Source organism: Sphingopyxis sp. MWB1, assembly GCF_000763945.1.
GTDB lineage: Bacteria > Pseudomonadota > Alphaproteobacteria > Sphingomonadales > Sphingomonadaceae > Sphingopyxis.
Map to the genome: position 1 here is coordinate 150,664 of NZ_JQFJ01000005.1, position 12,128 is coordinate 162,791.

The window sequence follows — 12,128 nt, forward strand, 5'->3', positions numbered from 1 at the left end:
CCTTCGCCGTCCCGCTCGCGGCAAATTGGCGCAGAGAAGGCTGGCGGCAAAGCGCGGCACCCCAACGACCTCGCCAATCCGCCCCGCTCCCGGCCTTTTACGCACTCCTGCGGGACAGGGGCCGGGGGCGGACCCAGAGGAAAAGGAAAAAAGGGATGATAATGAAAAATCGAACGACATTGCTCGCGCAGCTTTTGGGCGGCACTGCGGCCCTGTGGGTTGCCGCCTCTCCCGCGCTCGCACAGGAGGCCGTGGACGCATCTGACCTCGATGGCGGCGCAAACGCGGCCAGCAGTGACGAGATCGTCGTCACCGGCTCGCTCTTCCGCCGCACCAATGCCGAGACCCCCTCCCCCGTCACCGTGCTCTCGGCAACGGCGATGCAGGAGCGCGGGCTCAACAGCGCCGCGGAAGCCTTGCAGCGCGTGTCGGCGGGCAATGCAGGAACGATCACCCAGGGCTGGAATGCCGGGCATAATTTTGCCGCCGGTGCCAATGCGGTATCGCTGCGCGGTCTGACAGTGCAGTCGACGCTGAGCATTTTTGACGGGCTCCGCATGGCCTCCTATCCGCTGGCCGACGACGGCCAGCGCAATTTCGTAGACCTCAACACCATTCCCAATGCGATTATCGAGCGGATCGAGATTTTGCGCGATGGCGCCTCATCCACCTATGGCGCCGACGCTGTCGCCGGGGTGATCAACGTGATCACCAAAAAGGAAATTCAGGGGCTGCACGGCCATGTGTCCGCCGGTCTGTCGCAGCGCGGCGACGCGGGCGAACGCCAGGCCGAGCTGACCTATGGCTATGGCAGCCTCTCCGACCAGGGATTCAATTTCTATATCAGCGGCGAATATCAATATCAGGACGCGCTGTGGGCGCGCGATCGCGGCTATCCCTTCAACACCGCCGACTGGAGCCGCTATTGCAAGGGTGACAGCGTCAATTGCCTTCGCAACCTCAATCCCAATGGTGTTAGCCCCAATGGCTATTTCAACGGGCTGAGGGCGATACCCGGCATCACCATGGTTCGCCCCGTTGATGATGCCGGCGGTGCGATTGGCAATGGGCGCTTCGCCTTTCTGAACGCCGCACGCGGCTGCGGGCCCTGGGATATGGTGCAGCTGACCCCCGACCAGATCGCCAAGGCGGTCACCGCGCCTGCCGACGGCCGCGTGTGCACGCAAAATGCGGTTGGCGAATATGCGATGCTGCAGCCCGAAATCGAACGCTTCGGCTTTTCGGGGCGCTTCACCGCCAATATCGGCGATGATCACCAGCTTTATGCGATGGGCAATTATTACAAGACGCGGACCTTCGCCTCCTCCGCGCCGCGCGGCTGGACCGATCGACCAACCTCGCCCCGCAGCGGCGCCGTCGTCTATAATGTCATCGCGCCCGTCTATGTCTGCCCCACCGGCAAGGGCACGCTGAACGGCGTAGACACCGGCTGCACCGCGGCCAATGGCGTGCTCAATCCCTATAATCCCTATGCAGCTTCGGGGCGCACGGCGCAGCTCTTCTTTGCGCCCGACCGGCCGACCACCGACGAAACATCGACGCGTTCGCTGCGCGGGGCCATCGGGTTGACCGGTTCGTTCGGCGACGACTGGCGCTATTCGGCAGAGTTCACCGCATCGAATGTGGCGCTGACCCGCACGCAGAACGGCTATGCAATTCCGCAGCGGATCATGGATGTTGTCGCGCGCGGCACGTTCAACTTCGCCAATCCCGATGCCACACCGGACGACGTCTGGGATTATATCATGCCGACCAATGTGACCCACTCGGTCTCGAACCTCTGGCAGGCGACCGCGAACGTCACTCGTTCGTTCGCCGAACTGCCGGGCGGTCCGCTGGAGGCAGCGCTCGGCGTTGCCTATCGCCAGGAATCGATCGACGCCCCCAGCGCCAACCCGCAGAATGATGCGCATCCCTATGATCGCTATTATGTCATCAATGCGGTAGGCACGGCGGGTAGCCGCAATGTTTTCTCCACCTTCGGGGAAATCAGTGCGCCGGTCTTTGACCAGCTGGAGATGAATTTCTCAGGCCGCTATGACAGCTATTCGACGGGTCAGAGCAATTTCTCGCCCAAGGTCGGGGTGAAGGTGACGCCGATCCCGCAGATCGCGCTGCGCGGCACCTGGTCCAAGGGCTTCCGTATTCCGAGCTTCAACGAAGCCTTCGGCCTGCCGACGACGGGCTTTGTGTCGCAGGGCGGCGGCACCTTCTGCACCACCTATGCCGAATTCTGCGCGGCGCATGGCAATAATGCCTATGCCTCCAGCCCCTTCTCGGTCGGTCTGACGAGCGTCGGCAACCCCGAACTCTCGCCCGAACGATCGCAGAATATAACGCTGGGCGCCATTTTCGAACCGCTGCCCAATGTCAGCTTCACCGTCGATCTGTGGCGGATCAAGGTTCGCGACCAGATTGTCGGGGTCAGCGATATCGGTCCGGTACTCGCCGCCTATTACAAGAATAATGGCGTGGTGAATATTCCGGGTATCATCGTCACCCCCGGGGCACCCGATCAGGCGAATCCCAATGCCCTGCCGCATATCGGGACGATCCAGGCCTCCTATGCCAATGCCAACCGGCAGCTGGTTCAGGGGATCGACTTTGGCGTCAACGCCCGTTTCGACCTGACCGACGATGTACGGTTCACCACCTCATTCGAGGCGTCCTATCTCGACAAAAATCACCTGACGCTGGTCGATCCCGTCACCGGCAAGGCGCAGGATCCGCAAAAATATGAAGGCACGCTGAGCCCTTGCAACGTCACCTCCTGCTCCGGCTCGCCGCAATGGCGCGGAAGCTGGCAGAACACGCTGGCCTTTGGCGGCACGACGATCAGCGCCACCGCCTATTATACCAGCGGATATGATGTGGCTCAGGTCGATTTCGACGCGGTGCCGGGTGATTGCGAAAGCGCTGTCGATGCCGGCGCCATTGCCTATCCCGACGGGACGCCCTTTGCCTGCCGTTCCAAATCCATCTGGAATGTGGATCTGACGGCCACCCAAAAGATCGGCGACCGCTTCACCATCTATGCCAATATCCTGAACCTGCTGGATACCAAGCCGCCGTTCGACCCGAACGCAGCCTATCATCTCTATGGGTATAATCCGGCATGGGCCGGTCCCAACATCATGGGCCGCTATTTCCGCATCGGCGCCAAGGTCAGCCTCTGATCACTGGCCAGCACCGGGCAAGGAAGGGGGCGGTATTTACCGCCCCCTTTTTTGCCCGATTAAATTGTATCGCGCCGCCGTCGTTGTTCGTCGATTGGTCGACCCCCGCCGGCCTTGGTCGCAGGGAGGCTGCAAAGCCGCAGCTCCTGAGCCATTTTCATCTTGTCGATGAAGAGGTGGATGCACCCCGATAGGCGCCCGCCCCTCAACGCGACCCGCGACCGCCATATTGTCGCAGGCCGCAGCATCGACCCGCGGTCGGTTCGTCCCTGAGCCGGCAGCAGGGGCGGTTCCGCGGGACCGCCCCGCCCTTTTTCAGGCATGGGCGGTAACCGGGGCGGCGACCTGTTCCAGCGCCTGCATCAGATCGGCGAGGATATCCTCCACTTCCTCCAGCCCGACCGACAGGCGAACAAGCCCGTTGGCGATGCCATGTTCGCGGCGCTCCTCTTCGCTATAGGTTGAATGGGTCATGCTGGCGGGATGCTGGATCAGGCTTTCGGCATCGCCCAGCGATACCGCGCGCTGTACCAGCTGCAACCGGTTCATCATTGCCACCCCGGCCGCATAGCCGCCGTGCAGTTCAAAGGCGATCATGCCGCCAAAGCCCGGCATCTGCCGCCGCGCCAAATCATGCTGAGCAAAGCTCGCCAGCCCCGGGTAATGGACCGCTGCCACCGCCGGATGCGCGGCCAGCGCTTCTGCCACCAAACCGGCCGACCGGCTATGCTCGGCCATGCGCAGCTTTAGTGTCTTCAGGCCGCGCAGCACCAGCATCGCGTTGAACGGCGCCATGATCGCGCCGGTCATATCCTTGATCCCGACGAGCCGCACCTGCTGCATATCCTCCGCGCGTCCCAGCGCGATACCGCCCACCAGATCGCCATGGCCGCCCAGATATTTGGTCGCCGAATGGACGACGATATCCGCCCCTAGCATGATCGGCTGGGTTAGCACCGGGGTCGCATAAGTATTGTCGACCACCGTGCGCGCGCCATGGTCATGCGCGATCGCCGAAATGGCGCCGATATCGACGAGGCGCATATTGGGATTGGCGGGCGTTTCGAAATAGACGATGCGCGTATCCTTGCCGATTGCAGCGCGCAGATTGTCGGGATCGGTCATATCGACATGGGTGATCTTTATCCCGAAACGCGCGAGGCCGTGACGCATGAAGGCAAAGGTGCAGCCATAGAGCGTCTTGTCGACGATCACCTCGTCACCCGGCTTCAGAAAGGTCCAGAGCACACCCGCAATCGCCCCCATGCCCGATGCGGTCGCGACCGCCGCTTCGGCACCTTCCAGCGTAGCCATGCGCGTTTCGAGCAGGTCGAGCGTCGGATTGGCAATGCGGCTGTAAAAATAGCCCGGCCGTTCACCCGCGAAAATCTCGGCCCCCGCCTCTGCCGTTTCAAAGGTGAAGGTGGAGGACAGGTGGAGCGGAGGAACAAGCGCCCCTTCGTGAGCGGTCGCATCATAGCCGGCATGAATGGCGCGGCTGGCAAAACCCGAAAGCGGTATCGACGGCATGAAGAGCTCCTCCCAAATACCGTCAGATTAGCAGAAGCATGTTGGCAGGTGCTGCCGATATATGCCATAGATGGCAGAATTTGTAGAAGATACTGCCAGGGAGATACCGTGGACAGCAAGGATTATCAGATTATCGGCACATTGATGCGCGATGGTCGGCTGAGCAACCAGGATCTCGCCGCACAGGTCAATCTCTCACCCTCCCCCTGTTTGCGGCGTGTTCGCTTGCTGGAGGAAGCGGGGGTGATCACGGGTTATACGGCGCTGGTCGATCAAAAGGCGCTGGGCTTTCCTATCACTGTCTTTGTCGGAATCAAACTCAGCCGCCACGACAAGGTCACGGTGCAGGGATTTGAATCCGCAATCGGGGCGATTGACGAGATTATCGATTGCTTCCTGATGACGGGGGAGATCGACTATCTGCTCCGCGTCGTGGCGCGCGATCTCGACGGCTATGAGCATTTTGTGCGCGAAAAACTGCACGCCATCGAGGGTATCGCCTCGATCGACACCAGCCTGGCCTATGGCGTGGTCAAACAGGGACATTCCCTGCCCTTGACGCCCCGCCCCTGAATATCAGCGGCGGAGCGTACGGGCGATGAACAGCGGCCCGAAAGGGAAGAGCCGCCGCATCGGAAAGCAGGCTGACCTAGCCGCTTTTCAATTCATCCTTGAGCCGCAGGCTGGCGCGCCAGAAGAAGAAAGCCGGGATCAGCCCCAGCCACGCCGCGCCATAAAGAACATAGCGGACGCTTTCCTGCCCATAGGTTGGCGCCAGCAGATCGGACAGCACACCGAACAGGAAGGGGCCAAAGCCGAGGCCGATCAGATTTTGGCCGAATAACATGATCGACGCCGCGACGGCTCGTCCCTGCGGACGCACCAGTCCCTGCACACAAGCATAGGTGGGACCATAATAAGCGGTGTTGAGCACCGTCGGCACGATCAGCAACGCTACCGCGACCCACCATTCCTCCATATAATAGCCGAGGAAGAGCAAGGGCGCCGCAATTGCCATGCCATAAGCAGGCAGGGTGAGAATATGCTTTTTATCCCGCTTGCCCAACAGGTCGGCGGACTTCCCCCCCAACCAGGTTCCAGCAACCCCCGCCAGCCCCAGCACCACCGCCATCGACAGCCCGGCCTCGGTCGTCGAAAAACCGTGACTGCGGATGAAGAAGCTGACCGTCCAGAGCGCCTTGCCATAGCTTAGAAAAGCGGTGACGGACGCAGCAATCAGAATATACACGAAAGCACGCGAACCAAGGATCTCTCCCATGGCCTCCCGCGTCGAAAGCTGCGCAGGGGCGGCGTCCGCCGCCGCCTTGGCAATTTCCTGTGGACGACTCAAGCGCGGGTCGCGCAGCACAAGGAGCAGGATCAGCGCAAGCAACAGGCCCGGTGCGCCGACAAGCATCAAAGCGATGCGCCACCCATAAAGATCATTGACGATCCCGCCGATGATTAGGCCGAGCAGCGATCCGATGGGCACGCCCATGCCATAAAAAGCGATGGCCGAGGACCGTTTTTCTGCCGGAACGCTGTCGCTGATCAGCGAATGCGCCGCCGGGGTGCAACCCGCTTCGCCAACACCGACACCGATGCGCGCAAACAGCAATTGCACGAAATTCTGAGCAAGGCCGCAAACGGCCGTCATCGCCGACCAGATGGCGAGAGCCAACGCGATCAGCCGGACGCGGTTCGTCCCTTCCCTGTCGGCATAGCGGGCGATGGGAATGCCCAGCAACGCATAAAAAACCGCAAAAGCCGGGCCGGCCAGCAAACCCAGCTGTGTATCGCTGAGGTTAAGATCGGCTTTGATCGGTTCAGCCAATATGTTGACGATTTGGCGGTCAAGGAAATTGAAAATATAGACGATCAACAGGATCCACAGCATCGTGCGGGTGCTGGCGGAAACATCATTTTCGGTCGGCGACCTTATGCCCTCTATGGGGGCGTATTTATCGTTCATCTTTTTCTCCCAAGCCCATGGGAGCAAGCGCGGCGCGCGGTGTCAACGCCCGCCCCGCGCATAGGGATAAGGGAGTTGCAATTGCCGCTACGGCTGGCGGCGTACAGCGTCAGGAGATTTTTTTTCCTATGCGCGGTTTACGGCCCCTGTCTTGTCCTGATCACCGGCTTTGCCAGTGCTGTCAGGCCGCGCGCCCTTCCTGCCTTTCCTGGCAGACGAGCTGCGATTCTCCAGCTCGAAGGTGACCACCAGCGGCCCAGGCCCAGAGACCTGCTCCTCTGGGCCCTCAAAGGACCAGAAGGAGCGGCCTGCCATTTTTCGCAGGCTATACCGTGATAGAAAGCTTTGCCGCGCGCCTTGCCCTGTCTCCGGGGAATCAACGGCAGGCAAGGAAATCCCCTCAGCTACGTCAGCGGCGGCGTTGGCGGCGTTGCCAGCCCATTTCTTCCACTTCCATTAACTCCATCGGGACGTGGATGGCGCGGATGGCCATGCGGACCTCGACAAGGAAGAGGATGAGCGAGACAAGCAGCAGGAGCATGGCGAGCGCAAAGGCCCAGGAGGCGGCGACCGCGAGATTGAGGCCGGTAAAGGCCTGCGTGAAAAGCAGCGCGACGAGCACACAGACGACGATGCCGCAGGCGACCGCGGTGCCGATCGAATTGTTGATCACATCCATGCGCCGGTCGGCCCAGCGCAATTCGGCGACCACCTTTTCATGCTCGGCGCCCTCGGTCTCCGCCCAGCGGTCCATCAACACGCGCGAGCGGTCGACGACCCGCGACAACCGGCCCGTAAGCACATTGAGGAGGCTGCCGGTCGCCACCAGCAGGAAAACCGGCGTGACCGACAGCTGGATCGTCTGCGCAATCGCGCTCGCGTCGAGCGACATTATCCCCGGCCGCCCGCCGCCGATGCGGAACCCGCGTTGATGCCGTGCATCGACAGGAATTTCTTGATGTTGCGCGCGGCCTGACGAATGCGCTGCTCATTTTCCACCATGGCGATGCGGACGAAACCCTCGCCATCCTCGCCATAGCCCACGCCGGGCGCGACCGCGACCTTGGCATGGGTGAGCAATTGCTTGGAAAATTCAAGGCTGCCCATATCCTTGAGCGCGGGCGGCAAGGGCGCCCAGGCGAACATCGACGCGGGCGGGCTGGGAATGTCCCATCCGGCACGGCCAAAGCTTTCGACCATGACATCGCGCCGCTTCTGATAAAGTTCGCGGTTGCGCTCGACAATGTCCTGCGGCCCGTTGAGCGCGGCGCAGGCGGCAGCCTGAATCGGGGTGAAAGCGCCATAGTCGAGATAGGATTTCACCCGCGTCATCGCCGCGATCAGTCTTTTGTTGCCGACCGCAAAGCCCATGCGCCACCCCGCCATCGAATAGGTTTTCGACATGGAGGTAAATTCGATGGCGACATCCTTTGCGCCGGGCACCTGCAGGATCGAAGGCGTCGGATTGCCGTCATAATAAAGCTCGGAATAGGCAAGGTCCGAGAGGACCCAGACCTTGTTTTCCTTCGCCCAGGCCACCAGCCGTTCGTAGAAGGCGAGATCGACGGCCTCGGCCGTCGGGTTCGACGGGTAATTGACGACGAGGATCGACGGACGCGGGACGGTGAAGGCCATGGCGCGATCGAGCGCGCGCCAATAGGCCTCGTCGGGAGTCGTCGGCACGCTGCGGATCGTGGCGCCCGCGATGATGAAGCCAAAGGTGTGAATGGGATAGCTGGGGTTCGGCGCCAGCACGACATCGCCGGGGCCGGTGATCGCGGTGGCGAGGCTCGCCAGCCCTTCCTTTGACCCCATGGTCACCACCACTTCGCTTTCGGGGTCGAGTTCGACATTGAAGCGGCGGGCATAATAATTGGCCTGCGCGCGGCGCAGCCCCGGAATGCCCTTTGACTGTGAATAGCCATGGGCGTCGGGCTTGGCCGCGACTTCGCACAATTTGTCGATGACATGCTGGGGCGGCGGCAGGTCGGGGTTGCCCATCCCCAGGTCGATAATGTCCTCTCCCGCCGCGCGCGCCGCCGCTCGCATCGCATTCACTTCGGCGATGACATAGGGCGGCAGGCGCTTGATGCGATAGAATTCATCGTCTGACATGGGAAACTAGAACAACTCCTTTTCGTTGAATCTTCGTTAAAGGGGGCTCGCGTACCGGAAAGTTCGCCAGCCGTCCGCGAGATTGTTATAGGCATAATATCGACTCTGACCAGCGAGAACGGAAATGGATAACACACGGCAAGATGCAGGACAGGAAAGCGATACCGACCTGCTGACCGCCGCCGCCTATTTCCCTTCGCCGGACGATCTCGACCATTGGGCTGAGGTGATGACTCGCGCGCAGCGGATGATGATCGACCATCTCGCCGCCACCGCAGAACAGGCAGGGAAAGCGGCGGAAAGGTTGCCCGCCCTCGATCCGTCAACCTGGCTCCAGAATCCCGTCACCCAGCTTTGGGCCGAACAGAACGCCAAAATGTGGGAACAGGGCCTTGCCTTCTGGTCATCGCTTGCGACCGCCCAGCCCCTTTTTGCTCCGCAAGCAGCTTCGCAAGAAGGCATCGCCGCGCCGCCGCGCGACAAGCGCTTCGCAGACCCCGACTGGACGCAAAATCCGGTCTTTGCGATGATCCGTCAAACTTACGGTATGATGACCGATCAGCTACTCCAAAGCACGCAGCGGGTCGAAGGGCTGGACGAGGCTGCCCGCGCCCGCCTCGAATTTGCCGCGCGCAACATCGCCGACGCGCTGTCGCCGACCAATTTGGCGCTGACCAATCCCGAAGTGATCCGCCGCGCGGTGGAAACGCGAGGCGAAAGCCTGCTGAAAGGTCTGAGCCATATGCTCGGCGATCTGGCACGCGGGCAGCTGAGCCATGTCGATCCCGATGCCTTTGAAGTCGGCGTCAATATCGCCACCACCCCCGGCAAGGTAGTCCACGAAACCGACCTTTATCAGCTGATCCATTATCAGCCTGTGACCGATGAGGTGCTGGCGGCGCCGCTGATCATCTTTCCGCCGTGGATCAACCGTTTCTATATCCTCGACCTCAATCCGGCGAAAAGCTTCGTCAAATGGGCGCTCGAACAGGGCGTGTCGGTGTTCATGGTTTCATGGAAATCCGCCGACGAAACGATGGCCGATGTCGTGTGGGACGATTATGTCGCCGCGCAAGTCGATGCCATCGACACGGTGCGTGACCTGCTGGACGTCCCCGCCGTGCATTGCATCGGCTATTGCGTCGCGGGCACGACGCTGGCTGCGACCCTCGCCATGCTTGCCGCCAAAGACGAAGCGGACAAAGTCCAATCGGCGACCTTTTTCACCGCACAGGTGGATTTTGAAAAAGCGGGGGAGCTGAAACTATTCGTCGACGATGCCTATCTGGCGCTGCTCCAGCAATTGTCGGCGCAGGGCTATCTCGACGGGCGCTATATGGCGGCGACCTTTAACAGCCTGCGCGCGCGCGACCTGATCTGGAATTATGTCGTCAACAATTACCTGCTGGGCAATGATTATCCGTCTTTCGACCTGCTGTACTGGAATGGCGATGTCACCAATTTGCCCGCGCGCTGGCACCAGCAATATCTGACCGACCTGTATCGCGACAATCGCATGGTGAGCCCTGGCAGCCTGTCGGTATGCGGCACCCCGATTGATCTGCGCCAAATCCGTACGCCTGCCTATATTCAGGCGGGGAAAGAGGATCACATCGCCCCGCTCGCCAGCGTCTGGCGGCTGATGGACAATTTGTCGGGGCCGCGCCATTTTCTGCTCGCGGGATCGGGGCATATTGCCGGCGTGGTCAATCCCCCCGCCGCGAACAAATATCAATATTGGACCGGCGATAATGAGGCGGCCACACTCGACGAGTTTCTGGCCAGCGCAAAGGAAACCAAGGGGAGCTGGTGGCCGCACTGGATCGAATGGCTTCGCGGACAATCCGACACGATGGTCCCGGTGAAGGGCGCACGCATCCCCGGCAAGGGGAAGAAAAAGGCGATTGAGGATGCCCCCGGCCGCTATGTCAAGCAGCGGTAACATCCGCCGGTTATAACCATTTTCGACGCGGATCCCGATTTTTTGTGCAGTGCACAAAATTCCCCTTGAAAACTTCCCGCGACTTCTATATTGTGCACTGCAACATAGAGGAGTTGTTCCGATGGCTACCAAGATGGACAGTGCGGAAAAAGCGTTTGAAGCGGCCGCGCTCGATCGCTCCGCCGGGGCCAGCCCGGCTTCGCCTCCAAAAAAGACGGCAAAGACGAAATCTGATGCCGCATCGAAAAAAGCCGTGAAGCCTGGCCCTGTCGAAAAGGGACCGAAAAGCCCGGCACAGAAGAAAAATGCCCCCCCGGCAGCGGCCAAAACCGCCGCCAGCAAAGGAAGTATGACCATGAACGACAGCGTCAAAAATTTCACCGAAGAAGCCAAGAACCGCGCCGAAGCGCTGACCGCCGAATTCAACGAGCGCGCCAAGGAAGCCATGGCGAAATCGACCAAGCTTGCCGAAGAAGCCCTTGAATTCAACAAGGCCAATGTCGAAGCGCTGGTCGAAGCCGGCAAGGTGGCAGCCAAGAATATGGAAGTTCTGGGCCAGGAAGGCGTGACCTTCGCGCGCAAGAGCTTTGAAGAAACGACCGCCGCGCTGAAAAGCTACACCAGCGTCAAGTCGCCGACCGAATTTTTCCAGCTTTATGCGGAAAACAGCAAGAAGGCATTCGACAATGCGGTGGCTCAGGCTTCGAAGACGAGCGAATTGTTCGTGAAGATGAGCAACGACAGCTTTGCGCCGATCTCGAACCGCGTTTCGGTGATCACGTCAAAGATGAAAACGGCCTAAGCCTTTCTCCTCTCCTTTTTGACGCGGGCGGCTCTCCCCTCCCAATCGCCCGCGTCAAAGGAAATGGCCGCCCGCCTCCCATCGTGGAAGCGGGCGGCTTTTCTATGGCGGGGGTCCATTTTGGAGGCGGAACAAATTAACCGCCCCTCCCCCTTGCACATCAAAGACGGCTTGCGATATTCTTGGCCATGATGTTTCCAGTCACCTTTCCCTCATTCATCCGCGCCATGGCGGACAAGGATGATGACGCGCCGGGCAATCCCGGTGTCGGCCTTGCGACGCGTCCCCGTACCAAGGCGAAGAAACCGTCGATGTACAAGGTGCTGCTGCTCAACGACGATTATACCCCCATGGAATTTGTCGTCATGGTGCTGCAGCGTTTTTTCAACATGGATATCGAACAGGCGACGCAGGTGATGCTGCACGTGCATCAGCAGGGCGTCGGCGTGTGCGGCGTGTTCAGCTATGAAGTGGCCGAAACCAAGGTCAATCAGGTGATGGACGCGGCGCGGCAGCATCAGCACCCGCTGCAATGCACGCTGGAAAAGGCCTGACGCACCCGCTGGCGCG

Annotated in this window: 9 protein-coding genes; 5 read left to right on the forward strand and 4 right to left on the reverse strand. The window is 60.7% G+C overall.

Features of this window, described 5'->3' with window-relative positions; genetic code table 11:
- Window positions 1–161 precede the first annotated feature (161 nt).
- Window positions 162–3,197, forward strand: coding sequence for a TonB-dependent receptor domain-containing protein (locus JV18_RS0113850; protein ID WP_033075540.1), 3,036 nt, complete (start codon window positions 162–164; stop codon window positions 3,195–3,197).
- 315 nt (window positions 3,198–3,512) lie between these two features.
- Here the strand turns inward: JV18_RS0113850 and JV18_RS0113855 are convergent, their stop codons facing one another.
- Complete coding sequence (locus tag JV18_RS0113855; protein ID WP_033075541.1) at window positions 3,513–4,727, reverse strand: methionine gamma-lyase; 1,215 nt, start codon at window positions 4,725–4,727, stop codon at window positions 3,513–3,515.
- A gap of 108 nt (window positions 4,728–4,835) precedes the next feature.
- On the opposite strand from JV18_RS0113855, the gene JV18_RS0113860 reads away from it, so the two are divergent.
- Window positions 4,836–5,300 carry an Lrp/AsnC family transcriptional regulator gene (locus JV18_RS0113860; protein WP_033075542.1) on the forward strand — a complete coding sequence of 155 codons (465 nt, stop codon included), beginning with the start codon at window positions 4,836–4,838 and terminating at the stop codon, window positions 5,298–5,300.
- A 76-nt stretch (window positions 5,301–5,376) separates the two neighbouring features.
- Here JV18_RS0113860 and JV18_RS0113865 read toward each other — a convergent pair whose 3' ends face one another.
- From JV18_RS0113865 to JV18_RS0113880, 3 genes are all read right to left on the reverse strand, one after another.
- Window positions 5,377–6,699, reverse strand: a complete 1,323-nt coding sequence (locus JV18_RS0113865; protein WP_081944868.1) for a spinster family MFS transporter — start codon at window positions 6,697–6,699, stop codon at window positions 5,377–5,379.
- A gap of 409 nt (window positions 6,700–7,108) precedes the next feature.
- Complete coding sequence (locus JV18_RS0113875) at window positions 7,109–7,591, reverse strand: DUF2721 domain-containing protein (protein ID WP_033075544.1); 483 nt, start codon at window positions 7,589–7,591, stop codon at window positions 7,109–7,111.
- On the reverse strand, window positions 7,591–8,814 hold the full coding sequence (locus JV18_RS0113880) for an LL-diaminopimelate aminotransferase (RefSeq protein WP_033075545.1): 1,224 nt from the start codon (window positions 8,812–8,814) through the stop codon (window positions 7,591–7,593). The genes JV18_RS0113875 and JV18_RS0113880 overlap by 1 nt, the downstream gene beginning before the upstream one ends.
- Before the next feature lie 124 nt (window positions 8,815–8,938).
- Here JV18_RS0113880 and JV18_RS0113885 point away from each other — a divergent pair, with 124 nt between their 5' ends.
- The 3 genes from JV18_RS0113885 to clpS all read left to right on the forward strand — a co-directional run bounded on the left by JV18_RS0113885 (window position 8,939) and on the right by clpS (window position 12,112).
- Window positions 8,939–10,756 (forward strand): class I poly(R)-hydroxyalkanoic acid synthase, encoded by a 1,818-nt coding sequence (locus JV18_RS0113885; RefSeq protein ID WP_052072287.1) that lies wholly within the window; start codon window positions 8,939–8,941, stop codon window positions 10,754–10,756.
- Window positions 10,757–11,111: 355 nt separating this feature from the next.
- The gene (locus JV18_RS0113890) at window positions 11,112–11,558 is read left to right on the forward strand and encodes a phasin family protein (RefSeq protein ID WP_235303500.1); all 447 of its coding nucleotides are present in this window, start codon (window positions 11,112–11,114) and stop codon (window positions 11,556–11,558) included.
- A 191-nt stretch (window positions 11,559–11,749) separates the two neighbouring features.
- A complete protein-coding gene (clpS, locus tag JV18_RS0113895) occupies window positions 11,750–12,112 on the forward strand; it encodes an ATP-dependent Clp protease adapter ClpS (protein WP_443027807.1) in 363 nt (120 codons plus the stop codon).
- The last annotated feature ends 16 nt before the right edge of the window (window positions 12,113–12,128 follow it).

Bases quoted from the DNA above. Each gene is read 5' to 3' on its own strand.
- JV18_RS0113850 (WP_033075540.1), top strand. From the start codon at position 162: ATGAAAAATCGAACGACATTGCTCGCGCAGCTTTTGGGCGGCACTGCG.
- JV18_RS0113855 (WP_033075541.1), bottom strand. From the start codon at position 4,727: ATGCCGTCGATACCGCTTTCGGGTTTTGCCAGCCGCGCCATTCATGCC.
- JV18_RS0113865 (WP_081944868.1), bottom strand. From the start codon at position 6,699: ATGAACGATAAATACGCCCCCATAGAGGGCATAAGGTCGCCGACCGAA.
- JV18_RS0113875 (WP_033075544.1), bottom strand. From the start codon at position 7,591: ATGTCGCTCGACGCGAGCGCGATTGCGCAGACGATCCAGCTGTCGGTC.
- JV18_RS0113880 (WP_033075545.1), bottom strand. From the start codon at position 8,814: ATGTCAGACGATGAATTCTATCGCATCAAGCGCCTGCCGCCCTATGTC.
- JV18_RS0113885 (WP_052072287.1), top strand. From the start codon at position 8,939: ATGGATAACACACGGCAAGATGCAGGACAGGAAAGCGATACCGACCTG.
- JV18_RS0113890 (WP_235303500.1), top strand. From the start codon at position 11,112: ATGAACGACAGCGTCAAAAATTTCACCGAAGAAGCCAAGAACCGCGCC.
- clpS (WP_443027807.1), top strand. From the start codon at position 11,750: ATGTTTCCAGTCACCTTTCCCTCATTCATCCGCGCCATGGCGGACAAG.